The sequence below is a fragment of the Leptolyngbya iicbica LK genome (genome assembly GCF_004212215.1).
GTDB lineage: Bacteria > Cyanobacteriota > Cyanobacteriia > Phormidesmidales > Phormidesmidaceae > Halomicronema > Halomicronema iicbica.
This window is the reverse complement of the sequence record NZ_QVFV01000001.1, coordinates 812,267-833,375: the sequence shown is the minus strand read 5'-3', so window position 1 is coordinate 833,375 and position 21,109 is coordinate 812,267. Positions and strand designations below refer to the sequence as shown.

At 54.1% G+C, this 21,109-nt stretch carries 23 protein-coding genes; 10 read left to right on the top strand and 13 right to left on the bottom strand.

Annotated features, from left to right (window positions below; genetic code table 11):
• The first annotated feature begins 303 nt into the window (after positions 1-303).
• Both DYY88_RS03620 and hpsE read left to right on the top strand, forming a co-directional pair.
• Positions 304-738: a YggT family protein gene (locus DYY88_RS03620; RefSeq protein ID WP_039725595.1), complete on the top strand. Its 435-nt coding sequence runs from the start codon at positions 304-306 to the stop codon at positions 736-738.
• 154 nt (positions 739-892) lie between these two features.
• Entirely contained in the window at positions 893-1,864 is a 972-nt protein-coding gene (gene hpsE, locus DYY88_RS03615; protein WP_039725594.1) for a hormogonium polysaccharide biosynthesis glycosyltransferase HpsE, read from the top strand.
• Positions 1,865-1,871: 7 nt separating this feature from the next.
• Here the strand turns inward: hpsE and DYY88_RS25015 are convergent, their stop codons facing one another.
• The gene (locus tag DYY88_RS25015; RefSeq protein WP_236146311.1) at positions 1,872-2,360 is read right to left on the bottom strand and encodes a hypothetical protein; all 489 of its coding nucleotides are present in this window, start codon (positions 2,358-2,360) and stop codon (positions 1,872-1,874) included.
• An 860-nt stretch (positions 2,361-3,220) separates the two neighbouring features.
• Between DYY88_RS25015 and DYY88_RS03605 the strand changes: the two genes are divergently transcribed.
• Entirely contained in the window at positions 3,221-5,035 is a 1,815-nt protein-coding gene (locus DYY88_RS03605; RefSeq protein ID WP_201278938.1) for an ABC transporter ATP-binding protein, read from the top strand.
• 37 nt (positions 5,036-5,072) lie between these two features.
• Here DYY88_RS03605 and DYY88_RS03600 read toward each other — a convergent pair whose 3' ends face one another.
• Both DYY88_RS03600 and DYY88_RS03595 read right to left on the bottom strand, forming a co-directional pair.
• Positions 5,073-5,468: a HesB/IscA family protein gene (locus DYY88_RS03600; protein ID WP_044151011.1), complete on the bottom strand. Its 396-nt coding sequence runs from the start codon at positions 5,466-5,468 to the stop codon at positions 5,073-5,075.
• Between the two features lie 60 nt (positions 5,469-5,528).
• A complete protein-coding gene (locus DYY88_RS03595; RefSeq protein ID WP_039725591.1) occupies positions 5,529-6,401 on the bottom strand; it encodes an inositol monophosphatase family protein in 873 nt (290 codons plus the stop codon).
• A gap of 10 nt (positions 6,402-6,411) precedes the next feature.
• Here DYY88_RS03595 and DYY88_RS23960 point away from each other — a divergent pair, with 10 nt between their 5' ends.
• The 3 genes from DYY88_RS23960 (at position 6,412) to DYY88_RS03585 (ending at position 7,669) form a co-directional block, all read left to right on the top strand.
• On the top strand, positions 6,412-6,561 hold the full coding sequence (locus DYY88_RS23960; protein ID WP_160299507.1) for a hypothetical protein: 150 nt from the start codon (positions 6,412-6,414) through the stop codon (positions 6,559-6,561).
• A gap of 85 nt (positions 6,562-6,646) precedes the next feature.
• Complete coding sequence (locus DYY88_RS03590) at positions 6,647-6,892, top strand: hypothetical protein (RefSeq protein WP_039725590.1); 246 nt, start codon at positions 6,647-6,649, stop codon at positions 6,890-6,892.
• Between the two features lie 81 nt (positions 6,893-6,973).
• On the top strand, positions 6,974-7,669 hold the full coding sequence (locus DYY88_RS03585) for a DUF5666 domain-containing protein (RefSeq protein WP_039725589.1): 696 nt from the start codon (positions 6,974-6,976) through the stop codon (positions 7,667-7,669).
• Positions 7,670-7,847: 178 nt separating this feature from the next.
• On the opposite strand, the gene DYY88_RS03580 is transcribed toward DYY88_RS03585, so the two are convergent.
• From DYY88_RS03580 to DYY88_RS03550, 7 genes are all read right to left on the bottom strand, one after another.
• On the bottom strand, positions 7,848-8,813 hold the full coding sequence (locus DYY88_RS03580) for a 3'(2'),5'-bisphosphate nucleotidase (RefSeq protein WP_039725588.1): 966 nt from the start codon (positions 8,811-8,813) through the stop codon (positions 7,848-7,850).
• 122 nt (positions 8,814-8,935) lie between these two features.
• Entirely contained in the window at positions 8,936-9,271 is a 336-nt protein-coding gene (locus DYY88_RS03575; protein WP_039725587.1) for a VOC family protein, read from the bottom strand.
• Between the two features lie 6 nt (positions 9,272-9,277).
• Positions 9,278-9,664, bottom strand: a complete 387-nt coding sequence (locus DYY88_RS03570; protein ID WP_039725586.1) for a nuclear transport factor 2 family protein — start codon at positions 9,662-9,664, stop codon at positions 9,278-9,280.
• 106 nt (positions 9,665-9,770) lie between these two features.
• Entirely contained in the window at positions 9,771-10,199 is a 429-nt protein-coding gene (locus DYY88_RS03565; protein WP_236146310.1) for a cupin domain-containing protein, read from the bottom strand.
• 125 nt (positions 10,200-10,324) lie between these two features.
• Positions 10,325-12,958, bottom strand: a complete 2,634-nt coding sequence (locus DYY88_RS03560) for a beta strand repeat-containing protein (protein ID WP_084606964.1) — start codon at positions 12,956-12,958, stop codon at positions 10,325-10,327.
• Between the two features lie 219 nt (positions 12,959-13,177).
• Positions 13,178-13,726, bottom strand: coding sequence for a P-loop NTPase family protein (locus DYY88_RS03555; protein ID WP_039729376.1), 549 nt, complete (start codon positions 13,724-13,726; stop codon positions 13,178-13,180).
• Between the two features lie 343 nt (positions 13,727-14,069).
• Positions 14,070-15,083, bottom strand: coding sequence for a coiled-coil domain-containing protein (locus tag DYY88_RS03550; protein WP_039725584.1), 1,014 nt, complete (start codon positions 15,081-15,083; stop codon positions 14,070-14,072).
• Between the two features lie 396 nt (positions 15,084-15,479).
• Between DYY88_RS03550 and rsmA the strand changes: the two genes are divergently transcribed.
• From rsmA to DYY88_RS03535, 3 genes are all read left to right on the top strand, one after another.
• Positions 15,480-16,349, top strand: coding sequence for a 16S rRNA (adenine(1518)-N(6)/adenine(1519)-N(6))-dimethyltransferase RsmA (rsmA, locus tag DYY88_RS03545; RefSeq protein WP_236146309.1), 870 nt, complete (start codon positions 15,480-15,482; stop codon positions 16,347-16,349).
• A 61-nt stretch (positions 16,350-16,410) separates the two neighbouring features.
• Entirely contained in the window at positions 16,411-17,358 is a 948-nt protein-coding gene (gene ispE, locus DYY88_RS03540) for a 4-(cytidine 5'-diphospho)-2-C-methyl-D-erythritol kinase (protein ID WP_084606963.1), read from the top strand.
• A gap of 58 nt (positions 17,359-17,416) precedes the next feature.
• Entirely contained in the window at positions 17,417-17,872 is a 456-nt protein-coding gene (locus tag DYY88_RS03535) for a DUF3531 family protein (RefSeq protein WP_039725582.1), read from the top strand.
• Between the two features lie 237 nt (positions 17,873-18,109).
• Here the strand turns inward: DYY88_RS03535 and DYY88_RS03530 are convergent, their stop codons facing one another.
• Positions 18,110-18,502 carry a c-type cytochrome gene (locus tag DYY88_RS03530; protein WP_039729374.1) on the bottom strand — a complete coding sequence of 131 codons (393 nt, stop codon included), beginning with the start codon at positions 18,500-18,502 and terminating at the stop codon, positions 18,110-18,112.
• Between the two features lie 210 nt (positions 18,503-18,712).
• Between DYY88_RS03530 and petG the strand changes: the two genes are divergently transcribed.
• Positions 18,713-18,829 (top strand): cytochrome b6-f complex subunit V, encoded by a 117-nt coding sequence (gene petG, locus DYY88_RS03525; protein ID WP_039729373.1) that lies wholly within the window; start codon positions 18,713-18,715, stop codon positions 18,827-18,829.
• Between the two features lie 143 nt (positions 18,830-18,972).
• Here petG and DYY88_RS03520 read toward each other — a convergent pair whose 3' ends face one another.
• Positions 18,973-20,280 carry an FGGY-family carbohydrate kinase gene (locus DYY88_RS03520; protein WP_039725581.1) on the bottom strand — a complete coding sequence of 436 codons (1,308 nt, stop codon included), beginning with the start codon at positions 20,278-20,280 and terminating at the stop codon, positions 18,973-18,975.
• A gap of 89 nt (positions 20,281-20,369) precedes the next feature.
• Positions 20,370-20,879, bottom strand: a complete 510-nt coding sequence (apcB, locus tag DYY88_RS03515; protein ID WP_039725580.1) for an allophycocyanin subunit beta — start codon at positions 20,877-20,879, stop codon at positions 20,370-20,372.
• Between the last annotated feature and the right edge of the window lie 230 nt (positions 20,880-21,109).

The following is a 21,109-nucleotide window of genomic DNA, read 5'->3' as shown; positions in this document are numbered from 1 at the left end:
TATATTGGCAATGCCGTCTATTCGCAGTTTCCCGAAGAGGCGAGAGAATGCGGGATGCACATTTTACGTTTGATCAGCGGTTCCAGTTATCAATTAGCGGCGGCCAGTCTCAGCCGAAACTTTGCTTAACCTTTGTGCCGGTGGGCAACAAACTTACTGCTGGAATCATGCGCCCTAGCATCACCGCAACAGTTTTACCGGAGAGCATTGACGCTGATTATCGATAGCTATGTTCTTCGCTAATATCAAAGCAACAAAAAGCAGTTCATTTATTTGTCAATCATTACTTTGCTGTAACTCCCGATGAATCAACCTCCCAATCGTCCCCAAAACCCTAACGAACGCGAACAACGGTACCAATTGCAGCAAGAGCGCGAAGCTCTCATCCTCAAGCAAGAAAAGCAGCGCCTGAAAGCCGCCAATCGTTATCGCACCCTCGCTTGGATTCGCAACTCAATTGCTTTACTCGTCGGAGCTCTCGAAATCTTGTTAGCTATTCGCTTTTTGCTGCGAATCTCGTTGGCCAATCTAGAGAATATGTTTGCCAGCTTCATCATGAATCTATCGGCTCCGTTTATGCGGCCGTTTTCTACCTTATTCATTAGCCCCACGAATGCCGATGCCTCACGTATTTTCGATTTAAACGTGCTGGTTGCCATGGCTGTTTATGGGCTGCTGGGTGGGTTGGCGATCGCCCTCGTCAACTATTTACAAGGACCTGAACCGGCCCAAAAGTGAAGCAATCTGATGGAGTTGGTCTGATCAACAGTGCTTGCTTGTGATTGGAATTCCTTATTTTTGGATATTTTTATCAGGTAAAAATGTCAATGCCATAGATTCTGAAAACCTGCAATTTATACGAATGAATCGATGGTGAATCAAGGCGATAGGCATGACTAAAATTACAGTCTCTGTATGCACATATAATGGCGAGTCACGTCTACCTAAGGTGTTTGAGCATTTAGCGAAGCAAGTCGATGTGACACCAGAACAGTGGGAAATCTTAGTAGTTGATAATGCTAGCAAAGACAACACATTCCAAGTAGTGCAAGCATATCAGTCTGCCTTCAAGGAGATTTGCAAGGTTCGATATGTCGTCGAACTAAAGCAAGGATTAGCTTTTGCGCGGACAAGAGCTCTGAAAGAAGCAAATTCTGATTTAGTGGCTTTTGTCGATGACGATAACTTGTTGTTCCCAAACTGGGTGAATAGAGCAATTGCGTTTGCTGAGGTGCATCCTGAGATAGGTGCATTTGGGGGGCAAATTCACGGAAAATTTGGCACATCGCCGCCGCCCTATCTGAATAAAATTAAATACTTTTTAGCGGTTGTCGAAAAAGGGCAGCATTCGTTTGAATATCTGCCTGAAAAACGTATGCTGCCACCAGGAGCAGGTTTAGTGGTGAAAAGAGAGGCCTGGCTCAAGCATGTGCCCGATTCTTTATCTTTGGCTGGTAGGGTAGGAGGTTCAATGGTGGGAGGAGAAGACCTTGAGGCCCTCGTTCATATTCAAAAAGCCGGTTGGGAAATCTGGTACAACCCTGAAATGGAAATGGATCACGATATCCCTAATGCAAGGCTTGAAGAAGAATACTTATTGAAAATTGCCTGGGGCACCGGACTTTGTCGACACCAAATTCGAGTAGCTCGCTACACACTATGGCAAAACATTTTCCTGACGCCTCTTCATATTTTTCATGATTCTTACAAGTTGGTTAGCTATGTACTACCTTTTCAAAAGAAGAAAAATGAGGAAACTATTCTCAGAAAAATAGAATTGGCTTACAGGCTAGGAACATTTGTGAGTCCTTTTAGTATGTTGAAATCACGTTGGACACAAAAGCGGGTTGGAGAGGTTGATTAAGCTTGATTTACGCTCTTGATATTGGATAAAGACTAAATTCACGTCTTGTTGGAGGCAGTAAAGGTCGAAGCTTTCGCATTTGCTTGATGTGAAAAAATAATTTTCCTTGATGTGATCCGTTTATTTTTGAGAAGTCATTCTGATATATATTTTCGCCATTCCCAATGATATAGATGACGCCAGCAAAGGGGAGTGGTTTTAGAATCACGTCTTGGTCTTTGAAAAAACGCTCGAACTTGCCGTGATTGAAGCCGCTATAAAAATAAATGAGCTCATCCGAAAAGTGATCAGTGTTTTCAGGCAAAGGGTAAAGCTTGAATTTTAGGATATTACAAGAGCCACATAATTGGTTAAACCTAGACCCCTCACGGCGCATCATGAGGTCATTCTCTTTGTAGATGTATCCCTTTTTCAGGATCCAGCCATCAGATTCTGGGTGACTATTCACAAAAGCGACGATGCGGTTACTAACGCAGTCATCAGCATCAACAACCATGGCGTGACTCGCAGAAAATTTCTGTGAGTACATCAGACCTAAAATCGTTTTTTGACTTTTGTCAAAAGATTTTTCTTCGTAGGTTTTTGGGGTCTTTAAATCGACTTCTAGATACTCGATTTGAGAGTGAGAGTATGGAATTTCTGGCTTGCTATTGCAGACTACTAATACTCTAAAGTGCGGGTCTGTCTGACTGCAAATTGAGCGAAGACATCTTTCAAGTAATTTGCAGGTTAACCGCCAAGACTTGGAGACCTCTTGACTTTTGAGGGGGATGATAAATACGAGCATCTGAGTTTAGGCGATAAATGCTTAGAGGTCGTTAAGTTTCGTCAGCCTTGTGCCTGCATGTTGCTTCAGGAGTTCGGTGACAAGATACATCCATATATTGAATATTTTAAGAAGTCTGCCATGGTTTTGGGGAATAAAGCTTAAAAAAGTAATGAGTTGTAAGTGCTGGTGGCGATTTGATCTTTTGGCGGTTTAATCTTTTCTGCTTGAATGTTGTATCGAAAGGTCATAGGTCTGCCCTGGCAATGGGCAGGGGCACACTTGTTACGAGGAACTTACACGCATGTTGGGATTTTGCCAGTTGTCAAAATGCTGTGTTGAGTGTCAATTAGCTAGCACTGCTGTTTCCTTTTCTTGCCAAGGTTAAGGCGCTTTAATGCCAGTCTTGCAAGGTGTTGTCAGCATCGATTTAAGCGTTTGATATGGTGGAACTTCTCAATGTCTGGGCCGAGGCTAGATGATGTCTAGTCGCAATACTTTTTCGCAAGGCTTTGAATAGTGAGGATGAGCGGCAAGCCCGGTATGCTGAGAGGATGGTGAGACGACACAGACGACGTTGGCAGCGAGCAATGCAGCGTCAGTTAGCTTTTTGGCAAGGGACGCTCGATATTTATCAATATTGTGGCCGGGCTATTCAGTTAGTGTGGCAAACTCACAGCCGCTTAACGATCGCGCTGGCGTTGTGTACGTTGGTTTCTGGATTGTTGCCAGGGGCGATCGCTTATTTTGGCAAGTTGATTGTGGATGGCGTGATTCAAGCGGCGGAGTCGGGAGCGATCGCGGATCGTAATCAAGCGTTGCGGTATCTCGCCATCGAAGCAGTACTCGTGATGGCGCTTGCCGGGACACGACAGGGGCTAAATCTTTGTACGTCGCTGTTGCGGGCGCTACTAGCCCAAAAGGTCAATTTGCTGATTCTTGAAAAAGCGCAGCAACTGCCGCTGTCCTACTTTGAGGATTCGGAGTTTTACGACAAGATGAATCGAGCCCGTCGGGAGGCGTCGAGTCGGCCATTGAGTATGGTCAACCGCACCTTTGGCCTGATGCAGAATGCTTTGTCGCTGCTGACTTACAGCGGCCTGCTGCTGCAATTTTCGGGATGGGCGGTGGTGATTTTGTTGGGGGCCACGGTGCCCGCGTTTGTGGCGGAGACGCGGTTTGCGGGGCAAGCCTTTCGGCTCTTTCGCTGGCGATCGCCCGAAACCCGCCGCCAAAACTATTTGGAAGTGTTGCTCGGGCGTGAAGACTATGCCAAAGAGGTCAAGCTGTTTCAGCTGGGGCCAATGCTACTGCAACGGTATCAGGCCATTTTTGACCAGCTCTATGGCGAAGATCGGGATCTGACAGTGCGGCGCAGTGGGTGGACTTATGGGCTAGGACTGTTGAGCACTGCGGCTTTTTACGGGACGTATTGCTGGATTGTGTTGGCCGCGATCGCCCGCCGTATTTCCCTAGGTGAGTTGACGATGTACCTCACCGTATTTCGTCAGGGGCAGAATGCGTTTGCCGCCATTTTGACGGCGATCGGCGGCATGTATGAAGACGGGTTGTATCTGTCGAACTTGTATGAATTTTTGGAGCAGCCGATTCCCCAGACGGAGGGCACCGCTAGCTCTGGTCCTGATCCGACGGATGGTTTGCGCTTTGAGCAGGTTTCTTTCACCTATCCCGGGTCAGACAAACTGGCCTTGTCAGCGGTGTCCTTTCATCTAAAGCCGCGCCAAAAGCTAGCGATCGTGGGGGAAAACGGATCGGGCAAAACGACGTTGATCAAGCTGCTGACCCGGTTGTACGTGCCGACCCAGGGCCGGATTTTGCTGGATGGTCGGGATTTACAGGAATGGGACGTGGCGGTGTTGCGCCAGCGCATTGGCGTCATTTTTCAAGACTTTGTGCGCTACCAGTTCAAAGTGGGTGAAAACATTGGTGTGGGCGATGTGCAGCGGCTAGAGCAAGAATCGCAGTGGGCGATCGCGGCGCAAAAAGGCACCGCGAAGCCTTTCATCGAGACCCTGCCCGACGGCTTTCAAACGCAGTTGGGACGCTGGTTTCGGGGGGGACAAGAACTCTCGGGCGGCCAATGGCAAAAAATTGCTCTGTCGCGAGCTTTCATGCGTACCGATGCCGACCTGTTGGTGCTAGATGAGCCCACTTCAGCGATGGATGCGGAGGCAGAAACCCAAATTTTTGATCAGTTTCGGCTTGCAACGGAAAATCAGATGGCGATTTTAATTTCCCACCGCTTTTCGACCGTGCGCCGGGCGGACGAAATCTTAGTGCTATCCGCCGGACGGGTGATTGAGTATGGCACCCATGAAGCGCTGCTAGCCCAAAATGGCCGCTATGCGCGTCTGTTTCGGATGCAGGCGGCGGGTTATCAGTAAGGATGGATGATTCGCATCCCCGACTGCACGGCTGAACCTACGCAGGGCTAGTCGGAAAGGGGGACGCTTCGGTTTCGCTGCAGTCGGGGATGGGGGCATGGGGGGTGGCCTCCAAGCTAAAGGACACGCCGCAGCCACAGGTTTGTTGCGCGAGGGGATTGGTAAAGCGGAAGTTGCCCCCCATCAAGTCTTCGGAGTAGTCGATCGCGAGCCCGTCGCAACTGGCCAGGTGCTCCGCCGCGATCACAAATTTAAGCTGATCAATTTTCAAGACTTCATCCGTCGCCTTTGTCGCCTGACGAAACTGCAAATCATAGACCAGGCCCGCACAGCCCCCTGGCAATACGGCTAAGCGCACGACACCACTGCCGTAGGGATCTCTGGCTTCCAGACGTTTGAGTTCACGAATGGCACTTTGACTCAGGTGAATCATGGCAACAGGACAACTTCATCATGCAGTGTCTAGCTTATCGCTAAGCCGACCGCCGTAAACCTAAACCGAGGGAATCTGAAATCCTTCGAGGGCGGTGAGCAAATCGCGGTGGATATCGGGGGAGGCGGCGATCGCGAGCCCCGGCCAAGCATAGTCGATACATTCATCCAGCCGGGGCAAAGGCTGGCCCTGATGATCGGTGACTATGCAGCCTGCCTCTTGCGCCAAAAACGCCAGCGCTGCGCCGTCAATAAATTTGCCCGCTGCGAGAATGACGCCCCCAAGATGTCCCTTGAGAATGCCATTCACATTAGGGATCGGCTGATCAGTGGAATAGTCTTCTGACACGCTGATGACGGTGTAGCGATCGCTCAACTTGTCCTTCAGCGGGGCCATGCGCGTTCCTAAAAGCACCGCCTGATTCGGTGAGCGCTGGAGCGGTTCACAGTCATCTAAGGCTTGGGCCAGTTGACCCACACGGGTGCCCTGCCCGCGCAGCGCGTAAAAATATTGATCTTCCGCCGGACTCACCGCCAGCACCGCCTCAAAGCCAGCGGCATTGAGCACCGTCAAAATAATCTGATAGTTGGGAAAGCCATCCATATAAAAGCGCGTGCCGTCGATGGGATCGAGGGTCACCAGATAATCGCCCGCTGGCCCCAAGTCGATCGCGCGAAAATACTTGGTGTTGTAAGACTGCTCAAACTCCTCGCCATAAAACCGGAGGTTGGGAAAACTGCCGAGCAGCGCCACTTCGACAAACGTTTGCACGGATAGGTCGGCATCGGTGAGGGCCGTTGAAAATGGGTTAGGGCCAGCTTTGGCGGGTTGGGCAACGATGTTGTCTTGAATGTGCCGCGCATAGCCCGCTGCCAATCGCAAGGGCGGCAACAGCGTTTCCAAAATTTGACGGGGCGTGGGGGGGGAGGACATGGCACTGGGGATGAGCAGCGCTTCCATTATCACGATTAATGGTCTGACTGAGGGCGGCGATCGCCGTTGTGGTGTCAAGATTGAGCCGGGTTGCCGCTACGGGAATGACATCTGGTACCAAAAGCAGCCCGCATCGGTGCCAGGCCGCATTGTGATGTAAGGTTATATACAAGTCGGTTGATTTGTATTCCTCGATACGTTTTAGGAATGCTCTCACCGCTTCGCCCCAATTGTTGGTGACTGCTATGTCTCCTTTGACTCATTTTCCCGGTTGTGTGCTGCAGCCTCAGCTGGCGAGCGATCGCCCGCGCCGCTACGTGCACTGCACACTCGCTCCCCGGCGCGGTGATTGGGTGACGCTGACTCAAGCGCCCCAGGGTCCGCCGTTGCACAAGGCTCAGCTATTGCTGCCAGAATCCCCAACGACCTGGATTGCGTGGATGCCCAACCACGGCGAAATTGTGCTCGATCGCAGTCAGTTCTATTGTTAAGGTCTTTCTCAATGCCGCTGAGACTGTCAGCGTCCTCGGTATACAGTGATTCTGATCACCGAGTTCACTGTGAAGTGAGTTATGGCAGCACGGCAATGGGTTGAAATGACGTCAGCGGGAAAACGTTGGCTCATCTTTGGACTGCTGGTTGTGGCCCTGTGGCTGGGAGCCATGTCTGGCGCGATCGCCTTTCCGCAAACCTGTTTTATTCATCAGGCGCGGCATCTGCCAGAGGGGGCTGCGGTGACGGTGACTGGCCGAGTGACGGTGCCCAGTGGCGCATTTGGCTCAGCAAATCTGGACGCGGGCTTTGCGATTCAAGATGTGACGGGTGGCATTTATGTGACCACTCAGGAGCCGACACCGCTACATGTGGGCGACACGGTTCAGGTGACGGGTGAACTGGTTAATGATGGTCACGGTCAGCAGATGCTGCGATTAACTGATTGGGTGCGCAGTCAGCGCCCACTGTTGCCGATTTCGCCGCTGGTGGCCTCAACGGCCCAGGCAGGGCAGGTCTTAGATGGTCAGATTGTGACTGTAAAGGGACAGATTAGTCGACCCTTGAAAGCCGATGCCCCCTACGGCGATCGCCTCTGGCTGCAAGATGAGACGGGCGAAATTCAAATCTATATTGCTAAGTCTACTGAGATTGACCCGGAAGCGCTGGCGAATTTAACCGTGGGTCAATGGGTTGAGGTGACGGGGTTTAGCAGCCAGTTTGATGAGAATGATGAAGTGATGCCGCGATCGCGCGCCGATTTAGTGGTTCTGTAATTGCTCTCATGCACGCCGTTACGGCGATCGCCCATCCAGCAATCTCGGACATCAACGGGGATGGTTTCCTGGTTGTAAGGGGACGGTCCCCTATTCGTTCATCCGATGGTTGCGGATGGCCTGTTAGGGAACCGTCCCCTGTTAATCCCTCTATTAGGGGACAGTCTCTTGGAACGGCCTAACTAGCCTGCAGTGCCGACATCACCTCAGCGTGAATAGTGCCGTTGCTGACGACCACGCCCCGGTTATCGTTCATCTTCGCTGCGGAATAGAAATCGAGCGGCTTGCCATACATGTCAGTAACTTTCCCCCCGGCTTCTTCGACCACGATCGCCCCAGCGGCATGATCCCAAATCTTTTCGCGATAGTCGGGATATTTGGGCGAGGGCAGACGCAGATAGAGGGCGGCTTCGCCAGCGGCGACGGCGCCATATTTGGCCTGGCTATCCATGCGCACCGAAGCTTGGGTAATGCCGACGGCTTTGGCGACGGCTTCTTGCTCCGACTGGTTGCCGTGGCTGGCTTCCACACTCTCGACAAAGCGGAGTCGCTCGGCGTCGCCGGGTTGCACGACTTTGACTTGCTTGGCGTCACCCCCCGCAATGGGCTGCATATAGGTGCCCTCGCCCCGCACGGCGGTAAACAGCAGGCCAGTGGAGCCGTAGCCCAAATCCAGCGCCGGGCAGCCGAGAATGCCGACTTTGAGATCACCGTCTTCGATCAGGGCGAGGGCGATCGCATATTGGTCACCGCGCAAAAAGCCTTTGGTGCCATCGATGGGGTCGAGAGTCCAAAAGCGTTTGGCGGGGGTGCCATTGCCGTGGTCAATCCATTGGGTCACATCTTCTGGGGTGACGGTGCCCATCACGCCCTTGACGAACTGGGTCACTTGCTGGAGGCGATCTCGCATTTCTGGCTGCTTGAGTTCGGCGGCATCTTCTTCCCCGACCACGGGATCACCGGGAAACGCCTCGCTTAATGCCTTACAAATAATCGCCTGAGAGCCATAGTCGGCGACGGTGACGGGACTTTTGTCTTGCTTTTCCATGGCTTCGGGCACCATGTCGCGGCGTACCGTTTCGCAAAGTTGGGCGGCGGCCATCACCGCTTTTTGTGCGATCGCCAACTCAGTTTCGTAAGCCATGCAATATTCCTCGTCCCAGTGGGCCAAAATTCAGGCTTAGTTTACCCAAGCGCCTCAGCCAAATCGACCTTCTCGATGATGTGATTTACGTGTTTTGTCGGAGGCCGCCAGGGGCTGCCTGATTATGCGGTCGGCGGCTCAGTCAGGTATGAGGTGCCCGGCCAAATTTCGTGGATTTCGGCGGCTTGGTGGTGCGCGGCAAACTGCTCCCACAGCAGACCATTACAGTCAGTGGCGGCGGTGAAGGTTGGGGCGTCATCGTCTTCCCAACCGAGATGTCGCAGCGTTCCGGGTGGGCAAGTCGAGTCCTGACGGACGGAAAAATTCAGCGTCTCGGTGCGCCACAGGGCGTATTCTCCAGGCACGACCAGCACTGGCGCTGCTGCCAATCGTTGGGTGTAGTCTTGGACGGTGGCAGTGATGTTGGGGGTGGCGATCGCAATATGGAATCGTTTCACAGTGAGTTATGCAGGATGAACAACAGCCGTTGCTTGGGCGATTCTAACTTGCCATCGGCCTGGGGCCTGAGCTTGCCAAACTCGGGTGAATCGTAACGTTGTGGCAAAAGGTTGCGCGGCAAAGGTGCCGCTGATGTCAGCCGCTACGGTGACGACCGCCACCTGACCCAGGAGGGTGATCTGCTGATCTGACAGATCTAGCTGGTGGATGGCGATCGCCCCTGAACGGTGGGCCTCCAGATCGGCCTGTTTGGTCATGACTTGCCCCAGATGGTTGGTAAACACCAAGTTATCCGCCAGCAGGTGATCGAGGTGGGGCACATTGGAGGTCATCATGGCTTCTCTCAAAGCTGCTTCAGCCGCTTGAATTTCGCTGGTTAGGCTAGTGCTCATGGCAGGGCTCCCGGTCTATCAGGGCAAATCGTCAATCATGATCCTCAACCATTGCGGGGTTGGTCGTCAGCGTCGATTCTGATCGCGGCTGGGGGCCGATGGGGGCTCAGCTGTCCGCGGCATGTGGCATGACCTGACTCGGATAAGAACAGTCCAACACGAGACAATCGGTTTTGGCGATAAACGGGCCGTGGACTTCTCCGGGGGGCCGACTCGCGTAATCACCAGCGGTGAGCCAGCGATCGCAGGCTTGGTCATAGAGCTCCCCTGAGACGATAAAAATCTCTTCGGGAAAGTCGTGGATCTGTGGCCCAAACTCTGACGTATCGGCCCCGGCCTTAAAACGAGTTAACCGGGTAAAGTCGCCGGTGACTTCATCGACAGCGAGAAACAACTGCTCAATTAGGCCGTTGCTGCCCTCGATCGCAGTCCACTGGTCGGCATGATTTGCTTGCAAAGGATTCCAATAAGGTGCAGTGGTTTTTGCCATCGTTTTTTGCCCGTCGGTAACCGCGCTAAAAATCGATTGATTCATGAGCGAATCATACAGCGATCGCCTGGTGCTAAACGTTGACTGCTGACTGGCCTGGGGAGATCGCGATTATTGGCTCGGTTCAGCATCCACCCTTGAGCGTGAATCCCTGGGCGGTCAGGTCAACTTTAAGGACAGTTATTCAGGCTGGGGAGATTGGTGAAAGCGCCTACCCCTGGCGTGAAGTTAACGGTACCAGTATTATTTGCGGCTAAATTAGCGAGATCGACGATCGCGAAAACTCCAGCAGTGGTCAGGTTAAAGCCTGGTGTTGCAGTGCTGGTATTGCCGGACAGTTCCAGGCACAGGGTAGTGGAAAGCGGGGCAGCGGTATCGGCCACCGCTGCATCAAACTGTTCGGCATTCAGGTTGTTATTTTGCACCGATAAAATGGCGCGGCTATTGCTGCCCGTGACGCGCACGATCGCACCGTCGCCTGCCACATCGGATACTTGATTGCCGCTAATGGTCGCCGCCTGGATTTGGGCATTGCTCGCGTCGATTCCCGGAACTGTCGCCGCTTCTAATAGGCCGAGGCTGAGGTCGAGACCATCGTCAGCAAGGCCAGTCAGGGTGTTGTTGGTAATGCTCAAGTTGCTGATGACGCTGTCTTCTTCAAGGCCGATGCGGATGCCGTCACCCCGGCGCTGCCCTGCTTCCACCGTGCCGATATTGCTCACCGTGTTGCCGGAGATAGTGACGGTGGCGGTGGGGGTCGCGGCAGTGCCGCCCGCTAGGTTGGCAAAGGCCACCGCGATCGCATCGCCACTGGCTGAGGTCGCCCGCGTGTCGGTAATCGTGTTGTTGGTAATCGACACCGCCAGCGAGTCACCCGTTGTGGTATCGCTACCAATGAAAATTCCCCCCGCTTCGGTGGCCCAGGCTTGCAGAGTTGCCGGGACAATGAGCGGCGTCACCCCACTCACATTGGTGATGGTGTTGCCATCAATGGCGATCGTGCCCGTGGCATTAGAGATGGTAATGGCGGCGGGGGCAGCGGTGCCTGCTCGCAGGGCATTCGTCCCCACGCTGGTGAGGGTATTGCTGCGGATGGTGAGCCCCGCATTACCCGTCGCAATGATGCCGAGACCGACATCAGCCAAGCGATTGCTCTGAATCGTCGTGTTGTCGCCCTCGGTAACAATGGCGGCATCCCCCGTGGTGGCGATCGTGTTGTTTTGCAGCGTGACACCGCTGGAGTCATTGCTCACCAAGATGCCCAGGTTTGCCGCCTGGGAGATATCGTTCTGGTCGATGAGGACATTCGACGAACCATTGGTGATCGAAATGCCCGTGTTTGTGGATTGCGTTAAGAGGTTATTGCGGGCGATCGCGCCCGCTGCCCCATCAATGAGCAGCGTATCGGCGGCATTGCGCAGACTAAAGCCATCCAGCACGTTGTTGCCCCCCGTCATCGATACGGCAAAGGCTCCCCCACCCCCATCCACCAGCGGGCGCGTACCCGTGCCAGACTCCGGTAGCAGCACCGACTGCGTGCCCAGCGAGGTGCTGATGGTCAACGTTCGGGCCAACGCGGTGGATAGTACCTGCACCTCTCCGGGAATGGTGAACGCCGCGAGGGGATTGGTAGCGGTGTCGCCAGGACGGACGTAGACAATATTGCCCGCGTTGACCGTGCCCAAAGCCGTGGTCACTGCGCCGCCCGCCGTGCCCAAGGTGGTGAAAGGACTGGCAATAGTCCCGTCGCCAGTATTGGGGTCGCCCCCATCCGGAATCACGTGGAGAAATACGTAAGGTTGGCCCGTTGCCGGATTGACGGCCACTTCCGTTCGGGTGGGCACCCCGACTACCTCAACCTGCTGATCAACCCAAATCGTGTTGTTGCGGGTGATCGACTCGCCGGCTCTGGCCCAAAGGGGCGATCGCGCTTCTTCCTCAGTCGATGCCGTTGGCGGGGGCGTGCTGGCCCCATAGCCGGGAAAAGTAGCCCCGACAGAAAACAGCACCCGCGTACCAAACAAACCATCGCTCTGGAGTCCTAGCCCCAGGTTAAAAAAGGGCGTCGGGCGGGCGGCGAGTCGCACCCGGCCCCCCACTACGCTGTCGCTGCTGTTGCCCGCCAGATAATACAGACCGCCATAGCCCCGCAGGTCGCCGCCATTGGCAAACTCGGTGAGCTGGATGCCGCCTTCTAAATCTAGCCCGCCTAGCGCGGCCTCATACTCATCGATGACTTGTCCACCCAGTTGCAGCACCAGATTGTTGCCTTGAAAAAAGGCATCGGTTACCTGGTTGGCGGTGCCCCCCGTCGTGCCTACCTGCTGACGGGTATCGCCCACAGGCAAATAGCCGTTCAAGTGCACATCCCAGCTATCGCCAAAGGCTTCCAGGCCCAGCCCAATTTGGTTAAAGGTGCTGTCATCGGTCTGGCGCAGGTCATAGCTGACATATCCGCCGAAAATGGTGTCGTCCTGCAGCCAGCGGTGGCCGACCGTCAGCCCACCGCCGACAGTGCCGTAGGTTGCATCCCAAACCACTTGGGGATTAAAAAAGGTCAGCGACTGCCCGGGCGTTTGCCCCAGGGGAATCAAGCCCTCTAATCGGCCATAGCCTTCGCCATCTCCGGCAAAGTTCTGATACTCCACATGCAAGCGCGCGGGAATGTTTAAGTCGCTAGCGGTGCCCGTGGCTTGGGCGATCGCCGGACGGGAGTCAGAAATTTGAGCCCAAGCGGCTGGCGCGATCGCCCCACTCACGGTCAGGCTACCCAGAAAAAGGCTCATCAGAGATTGGTAACTCATGCGGATGCGCTGTTAACGATGTCAACTATCTCTGTGAGATTACCCAAGCCCCGTGAGAAAAGCGCGAATGCTAAGTTGAGTTTTGTCAACCGATTGAATAGTGATTTGTTGATGAGATGTGTGCGATCGGGTTGCTAGACCGGCCTGTATGACTGGCTCGTTGCTCGCTGCGGTAAAGGTGACATTGGCTGATGTTGTTTCAAAATTTAGTCGGTGGTGTCATGGTTCTTGCTTGGGAGCATAGCTGGCTGGTTGTTCCGCGATCTCCTCATAGAACTGCTGGATGGCTTGGGGCGATCGCAAATGGTAAACCGACTTGCCACCCTTTGCCTGCTCCACATAGTCGCGATATCTCGGTGTCAGTTTGGTGTGACACAGCCACACGGTGTAGTAAGCATTCAGCGTCCCCTTGAGTAATGGGCTGTGTTCGGGCCAGCCCGCAGGCGGTGACCAAGCACTTTGCAAAAATCGTTTCGTCACCCACCAATAATGTCGCCCCACGGGCAGGTCGAGATACACCAGGGTATCGGCCGCTGCCAACCGTTGCCACACGGTGTCAAGAGAGCCAAAACCGTCGATAATCCACTGATCTTGCTGGAGCAATTCATCGTGAGCGGCTTTGAATTCATGGGGGGGCAGTGCGGCCCCACCGGGTTGATATTTAATGGCATCGAGGGGCACCCACGGCAACCCGGTGATGTCGGCCAGTTTTTGACTCAAGGTGGATTTTCCAGCCCCTGCATTCCCAAAGACTGCGACCTTTTGCATTTTGGCGTCCTCTTGGCGTCCTCCCAGAAATTGGTCTGGTTTGTGACTCACTTCAACGTGAGTTCCCAAAAACCTGAAAATATCCGTTCACGACTCGGCCTCTCAAAAATCACTCTCCGAGGTGGGCCATTTTTTCCCATCAGAGAGTGACACAATCCAGTCGTCGAACGGTCATTTAACGGTCATTTATTTGGATGACCCTTAGCATCAACGACAAGCACAGCGATGGCTTGGCGATGTCAAATACTTGCGCCCAGCTCGCTTGACCTGACGCCTGGGTTAGCGCGAGTGGCGATTCTCCTCGACTGACGACGATGCCTGTCTGGGCAAAGCGATCGCAGCACTAAAGCTCTTCTGGCAAGCGCAAGGGTTGAATGGGCTGAGAAGGCCGCGATCGCGGGCGGCGTTGAGGAATTCTGGGCAAGTCAGAATCGGCTTGAGGAGAGGGGCATGATGATGTGGGCGCCGACGGCAAGGGCTCGATCTTGGCCTTAGAAGCCGATGCTTGCTGTTGGAGCTGGCGGTAATAGTAATCGCGCTCTACGGCTACTTTTTGGCACCGCTGGCGCAGTCGGGTTTCCTGATCAACATGGGCTGCGAGTGCCCCCTGCAACTCTTGGATGCGGGCGGCTTGTCGGCGCACAGTGGCTTGCAACGCCTCGATATCCGGTGGGTCGGCAGTGTCGAGGTCGGCAGGCGATCGCTTATCCGATACCTCCGTCAAGGTCTGGTGGGGTTGCACTGCCTGTGGCTGCGGCCTAGTAGGTGTTTGATCAAATTTTGCCAGCTCAGCAATCATCGCTTGAATGGTCTGGATAATGTGCCCGAGATTGAGATGGTGATTATCCAAATCAGTATTGAGGTGATCAAGATGTTGTTTGGCTAAGCCTAAATACTGACTCAGATGCACCGCCATCGATCGCGCCACCATCACCTCTTCTTCTAGCGATCGATAGTACGCATCGGCATCTTTGGGCAGCATGGAGCCCGCTTGCTGCTGTTGGGTGAGGTATTGCAGATAGGTTTGCAGTTCGGTATGACTTTGTTGAAATTGCAGATTGAGCTGATCAAACCCTTGCTGCTGCTGATCAATCAGTTCATTGAGCCGAAACCCCATCACCCCCAATAGGTGATCCTGGATTTCCGTAAATTGTGCCAGTTGCTGCTTGAGATGGTTAATCGCTTGCTGCTGAACGTTGGCGTACTTCTCAGTGCTAGCGAGCTGAGTCTCAACCCAATATTTGTCTTGTACTTGTGCGGTTAATTCATCTAGGGAATCTAAGGCTTGGTCAAGCGCTTGCTGAAGTAGACACACCCGCTGAACGAGCTTGAAATCTAGAGAATGGCTCTGTTGCATAGCGGATACACACGGCGAGAAGCGAGCAGTTCCTAAAGTTGGGTATTTAATGTAACAAGGCGCCTCAGAAAATGTTGTTCACTACACCACACTTGTTATCTATGAGACATTTCTTTGCGAAAATTGGACGCCTAGATCACTGATGAATCACCGACCAAAAGCCGAGGACTCGCTGCGCCAATATCCCTTCCTGTTTCACAGTATAGGGGGCTGAAGGGACCCAGTATGGCTGTCGAAAGCGATGCTTACTTTTTATGCCCATCTCGTTGGCTGACCGGCGCTTCCCCCGCGATCCCCCCATTCATGCATCTATTCGCGGCTGTGATCGGGTCAGACGATGCGCTGGTCCCTCTGGTCGCGGTGCATTGAGAAAACCCGCTCTGAGCATGGGGTAGGATGAAGCCCTACCTAACTCTGAGCCTGGGCGACGGCATGACTTTTTCAGCAAAAACGCGCAAACGCTTTGGTCAGCACTGGCTAAAGAGCGAAGCGGTGTTGGCTAACATCATCGCGGCGGCAGAACTGCAAGGGAGCGATCGCATCCTCGAAATTGGCCCCGGTACAGGAATTTTGACCCAGCGAATGCTGCCCCACGTCGCGGAGCTACTCGCGGTCGAAATTGATCGAGATTTGTCTGAGCGCTTGCGATCGCAATTCGCCGCTGCCCAAAATTTTCAGCTCCTTGAGGGCGATATTCTGCAACTCAACTGGGAACAGATTGCTACGGCAATGGCGGGTGATTTTCCCAATAAGGTGGTTGCCAACATCCCGTATTACATTACCGGCCCGATTCTCGAAAAGCTCTTGGGGACGATCTCGCATCCCAATCCCCACCCGTTGAGCTCGATTGTGCTGCTGGTGCAGCAAGAAATTGCCGATCGCCTTTGTGCCGCGCCGGGATCAAAAGCGGCCGGGAGCCTCACCGTCAAAGTGCAATACCTGGCAGAGTGCGAAATCATTTGCCCCGTGCCGCCCAAGGCGTTTCAGCCGCCCCCCAAAGTGATGTCGGCAGTGATTCGTCTGCGACCCCGTCCCTTTCCCGATGTCGCGATCGATGCCGCTTTGTTAGAACGCTTGCTGAAGTTAGGCTTTGGCAGCAAGCGCAAAATGCTGCGGAATAATTTGTCGCCCTTGATTGAGCGATCGCGGCTCCTGGAATTTTTCACGACTCTGAACATTGCCGATAATGTCCGCGCCGAAGACTTGAGCGTCACCGATTGGGTAGCGTTGAGTAATAAGATGCTTGAGGAAGGATATTCACCCTGAGGGGCACCGCTCTGGTCGCTAACAACGGTTAGGGCGCGCGGCCTGGTTTATGGAAGACGCTATGGATTCTTATTCCCTCTCGGCTGCGGCCAAAATTAATCTGTACCTGGAGATCGTGGGCGATCGCCCCGACGGCTATCACGAACTCGTGATGGTGATGCAGAGTGTAGGCTTGGCTGACCGAGTGACCGTCCGTCGCCTGGGGGCTCACGAAATTCGCTTGCGGTGCGACCATCCCGAGGTGCCCAGCGACGCCAGCAACCTGGCCTATCGGGCAGCAGCCCTGCTGCACCAGCGGTTCCCCAAAGTAATGACGCAGCAAGGCGGCGTCGAAATTACCATCCAGAAAAATATTCCCGTTGGGGCCGGACTCGCGGGGGGCTCCGCTAATGCAGCTGCCGTTCTCGTGGGGCTCGATATGCTGTGGCAGCTGGGCCTCACCCAGATCGAGCTGCAAACTCTGGCCGCTGAACTCGGCTCTGACATTCCCTTTTGCATTGCTGGGGGCACCGCGATCGCCACGGGGCGCGGCGAACAAATCGATACGCTGCATGGCCTCGACGGCTTATATGTAGTCTTGGCTAAATCACCCACGTTGTCGGTTTCCACGCCTTGGGCGTATAAAAGCTATCGCCAAGCCTTTGCCGATAATTATTTAGATGTGGCGACTGCTAGCCAAACCCGCAAAGCCCAGCTCCATGCCAGTCCGATGATGGCGGCGATCGCTCACCAAGATGGGCCCGCGATTGGTCAACATCTTTATAACGACTTAGAGAAGGTTGTGTTGCCCGCCCACCCCGATGTCAAAGCGATGAAAACTACCCTCGCCAGCTGTGGCGGGCTGGGGACGCTGATGTCGGGTTCTGGCCCTACCCTCTTTACCCTGACTGCTAGCCAAGCTGCCGCTGAGGGCATCGTGCAGCAAATGCGATCGCATTATTCAGAGGCGGAACTCGGACTTTGGGTGGCCCCCCTGCTGCCCAGCAGTTTGCAGCTGCTTGAGTCCTAGTCTGGGTCCATAGCGCATTGTTGATGAAAGACTGTTGATGAAGGAGTGATAGCCCAGTATGCAAATCCAATTCCGCGAATGTGACTTTTTTAACCTTTGGATTTGGATCCAGTTTTCCACCGTCCCCTCCTCCATGGAGCAGCAATATATTGATGAAATTTTGAATTCCTGGTTTTTCTTAGGCAAACTTGGTGGCTTTAATGCCGAAAATCTGCAAGTGCAAGATACCGGACTCGAAATCAGCTACATGCACTACGACGACTCCCAAGCGGATGACACGCTGGTATCGCTGATGCACAATATGAGCCCGGTGGAATATGAAGGCCTCTGGGCGCGCTGCTGGTTTGATCTCGGCACCTCAGACGCCTTGGCCCTCGATGTGCTGATCAATGCGCTACAGCAGTTCAGTAAGGATTATGTTGAAATCGAGCAAGTGATTGTCGGGGGCGAAAACGAAGACTGGCCGACCCCAGACCATGCTCAGGCCGATTTTGTCGGGGGCGAATACAACTGAGGAGATCTCTGAAAAAGAAATTACCTGAAAGAAGGTGCGGCGTAGGTTGCGGTTGACGTCAGGAAACCCAACAGTATCAAGGATTCAAGCATGTTGGGTCTCGTTCCTCGACACCAACCTACGATGGGGAATTTATTTCTAGAGAACACCTAACTGCACTTAACTTTTAGCCTCAAGTCATCAATACTGAGGCTTGCCTGCATTGATTGGAGGCCCTTGCTTCAATATGACGGCGGCTTAAAGCTGCTCTAAATATTCCAATAGATCGGCCATGTCTTTAGCTTCTGGTTGAAACTGGGGCATCGGTGGAGTGTTGCCGCTAACAACCTGCTGAATCAGTTTGGATTTAGATTTCCGGGCTGAAACGCCTAAAAGGCTGGGACCAACTTCGCCATCGGCCTCAATGCCGTGACAAACCGCACAGTTCATCTGGAAAATTTCTTGGCCGCGATCGCGATCGCCCTGCAGGGCCAACACCTCTTGTACATAGGGATCAGCCGCCGCTTGGACATGGCGCACCACAAAGAACGTAGCCAATAGGCACGCGATCGCTACGGTCGCCCACAGCAGCCAGCGTGAAGTAGCCGAAGCTGGCTTGGAGTGATCCGGGTTAAGTGCGTTATCAGCCAAAGCGTCCAAAGAATTACGTTTCGTTATTAACATAGCTTAAAGATATCTCAGAAAGCAGCTGCAATCAGCTTCCTTTAAGGTTTCTGTGTTGCGAAAGATTAAGTGGTTGGCCGAGATTTGGGCTGCAATCTGGGTACTTTTCGGCATGGATGGGATAATAAAATCTCACCAAAATTTTGATTGCTTGTCATTAGTAAGGAGCCGTTTGGCGTGGTTGAACCTCTATTGAGTGGAATTGTATTGGGCCTCATTCCGGTGACTCTGGCTGGTTTGTTTGTGGCTGCCTACCTGCAATATCGCCGTGGCAACCAGCTTGACCTAGATTAAGTTGGCTCGCTCTGGGGCTGCCGTGCCTGGTGGTCCCAGTATTTCGGCCGCTCCTTGTGGGCGATCGCCCCTCTGTTGACGTTTGGTTCGACAGAGGGGATTTTTGTGTCGTGCAGCTGTCGCTCCCGGGCGGTGGGGGTGACTCAGGTTGAACCCTCGATCGCCGCCGTTGCTTGGGCCTGAGCATAGCCTTGCAGGGCCAACTTGGCAGTACCGATCGCCGCCTCCGTCGAGCCTGCCGTCATGACTGGCGCGGGCAGCCATCGTTGACGAATCTGCGTCCAGGCAGGATTTTGCGCGCCCCCCCCAGCGGTAAAAATCCGAGTGGGCGGTGTGGCCCCGAGGGCGATCAACCGCTCATACCCCTGCGCCTCGATGCGGGCCATGCCCTCCAACAAGCCCTGCAAGAAGTCCGTTGGGTCGGCGGGGCGTGGGCTCAAGCGCGGCAGCAATTGGGGATCATTGATGGGAAAGCGTTCGCCCGGGCGCGGCAGGGGATAGTAGTCCAGCGGTGACGGGCGATCGCTATCAATTTGCTGACTGAGACTCGCCAATTCCTCATCGGTGAAATATTGCCGCAACACGGCGCCGCCAGTATTCGACGCGCCCCCAACCAGCCACAGGTCGCCTAAGCGATGGCTATAAATGCCATAGCGACTGTCTTCGACCCGTGTGTGGCTCAAAAGCTTGATCACCAGGGTTGAGCCAAGGGACGTGACGGCATCCCCAGGTGCCTGCGCTCCACTGGCCAAAAAGGCGGCAATACTGTCGGTGGTTCCTGCGATCACGATGCAGTCGCGAGATATGCCATAGCGATCGCTCGCCGCTGTGCTCACTAGCCCGAAGAGGGTGCCCGGAGCCTGCACCTGGGGCAACCACTGCCTGCCCCCTTCGCTTTCTAATAACTGCAGCAACCAATCCGGATATGCCAGTCCTCCCACGTCGTACCCCAGCTTCAAGGCATTGTGATAATCACTGCGCCCCCAATGGCCATGCAGATGTGCGGCCAACCAATCAGCTTGATGCAGAAAATATCGGGCGCGTCCCTGGCGCTCTGCGGATAAGTGCGCGCCCCACCACAGCAACTTGACCAGACTGGAGGTGGCACTGCGGGCAGGACTGCCAGCGGGAGCGACAGACGCGACTTGGGAGATGCAAGCCTGGCCGCAATCGTCGTTATATAACAGAGGTGCCGTCACCGGCTGTCCGTGATCGTCACAGAGTAAGACCGTGGCCGAAGTACCGTTGATGGCGATCGCGTCGAGTTGCGATCGCACCCCCGGCTCTACCTGCCTCAACAACGCCTCTAGCGCCTGCAACCACGTCACATCCCACGATCGGTCAGTCTCCGCAAACTCAACTCGCACCTCGGTGAGCAGCCGCTGGGCCTCATCCATGACCACTAAGCGAGCGCCAGATGTTCCAAAATCCAGACCGGCAGCGTAAACCATGCAGCCCTCGGCGAATCAATCAGCAAAAAAAAGGGGCACCGTTAGGCACCCCACATTCCAGTTTCTCAAGTGGAATAGTAAAAATCGAATTAAACGCTCACTTCGCTGAGCTCGCGCAGAATATGGTCAAACGGCTGGTCAACAAAGCTGGTATCTTCCATCCCCGCTTCTGCTGCCTTGGCCTTGACCATATCTTTCATGATTTGAATGCCGACCACCGTGGGCGCAATGGGCACCCCCAGGGAGTTGTAAGTTTCGCGCAGACCTTGCAGCACCCGCTCATCCAGCACATTTTCGTTGCCGGCAACCAGCGCGTAGCTGCTATAGCGCAAGTAGTAGTCCATATCGCGCAGACAGGCAGCATACCGACGAGTGGTATACGCATTGCCACCGGGGCGAATCAGTTCCGGCACGGTCTCAAACAGTTGACTCGCGGCTGCTTTCACAATTTCAGCGGCTTTAGCGCTGATCATGGTCGCCACCTGCACCCGCGCCAAGCCAGTATCAAAATAGCCTTTCAGAGAATCGAGGGCCAGTTGATCCAAATAGCGGCCTCTCGAATCGTAATTTCGGATTAATGTCGTTACGGCATCCCGCATGTACGTTCTTCTCCCAATCAGTCTTAAAAATTCCAGCCCAGTCGCACCGGAATTGCGATCGCGCGTATGAGAAAAAATGCCAAATCTAAACCAGCATTTTCAGGAAAAAAATTTCCCTTGAACCACTCAGCTAAAAATCACCGAAAAGCTTGGCTCATCGACTCTTGAGCAATCCAGAAGCCAGTCTATCACGCGACCTGAGAGCGCAGGTGACTCCAATGAGAAAGACG

Bases quoted from the DNA above. Each gene is read 5' to 3' on its own strand.
- DYY88_RS03620 (WP_039725595.1), top strand. From the start codon at position 304: ATGAATCAACCTCCCAATCGTCCCCAAAACCCTAACGAACGCGAACAA.
- hpsE (WP_039725594.1), top strand. From the start codon at position 893: ATGACTAAAATTACAGTCTCTGTATGCACATATAATGGCGAGTCACGT.
- DYY88_RS25015 (WP_236146311.1), bottom strand. From the start codon at position 2,360: ATGGTTGTTGATGCTGATGACTGCGTTAGTAACCGCATCGTCGCTTTT.
- DYY88_RS03605 (WP_201278938.1), top strand. From the start codon at position 3,221: ATGCAGCGTCAGTTAGCTTTTTGGCAAGGGACGCTCGATATTTATCAA.
- DYY88_RS03600 (WP_044151011.1), bottom strand. From the start codon at position 5,468: ATGATTCACCTGAGTCAAAGTGCCATTCGTGAACTCAAACGTCTGGAA.
- DYY88_RS03595 (WP_039725591.1), bottom strand. From the start codon at position 6,401: ATGTCCTCCCCCCCCACGCCCCGTCAAATTTTGGAAACGCTGTTGCCG.
- DYY88_RS23960 (WP_160299507.1), top strand. From the start codon at position 6,412: ATGAGCAGCGCTTCCATTATCACGATTAATGGTCTGACTGAGGGCGGC.
- DYY88_RS03590 (WP_039725590.1), top strand. From the start codon at position 6,647: ATGTCTCCTTTGACTCATTTTCCCGGTTGTGTGCTGCAGCCTCAGCTG.
- DYY88_RS03585 (WP_039725589.1), top strand. From the start codon at position 6,974: ATGGCAGCACGGCAATGGGTTGAAATGACGTCAGCGGGAAAACGTTGG.
- DYY88_RS03580 (WP_039725588.1), bottom strand. From the start codon at position 8,813: ATGGCTTACGAAACTGAGTTGGCGATCGCACAAAAAGCGGTGATGGCC.
- DYY88_RS03570 (WP_039725586.1), bottom strand. From the start codon at position 9,664: ATGAGCACTAGCCTAACCAGCGAAATTCAAGCGGCTGAAGCAGCTTTG.
- DYY88_RS03565 (WP_236146310.1), bottom strand. From the start codon at position 10,199: ATGAATCAATCGATTTTTAGCGCGGTTACCGACGGGCAAAAAACGATG.
- DYY88_RS03560 (WP_084606964.1), bottom strand. From the start codon at position 12,958: ATGAGTTACCAATCTCTGATGAGCCTTTTTCTGGGTAGCCTGACCGTG.
- DYY88_RS03555 (WP_039729376.1), bottom strand. From the start codon at position 13,726: ATGCAAAAGGTCGCAGTCTTTGGGAATGCAGGGGCTGGAAAATCCACC.
- DYY88_RS03550 (WP_039725584.1), bottom strand. From the start codon at position 15,083: ATGCAACAGAGCCATTCTCTAGATTTCAAGCTCGTTCAGCGGGTGTGT.
- rsmA (WP_236146309.1), top strand. From the start codon at position 15,480: ATGAAGCCCTACCTAACTCTGAGCCTGGGCGACGGCATGACTTTTTCA.
- ispE (WP_084606963.1), top strand. From the start codon at position 16,411: ATGGATTCTTATTCCCTCTCGGCTGCGGCCAAAATTAATCTGTACCTG.
- DYY88_RS03535 (WP_039725582.1), top strand. From the start codon at position 17,417: ATGCAAATCCAATTCCGCGAATGTGACTTTTTTAACCTTTGGATTTGG.
- DYY88_RS03520 (WP_039725581.1), bottom strand. From the start codon at position 20,280: ATGGTTTACGCTGCCGGTCTGGATTTTGGAACATCTGGCGCTCGCTTA.
- apcB (WP_039725580.1), bottom strand. From the start codon at position 20,879: ATGCGGGATGCCGTAACGACATTAATCCGAAATTACGATTCGAGAGGC.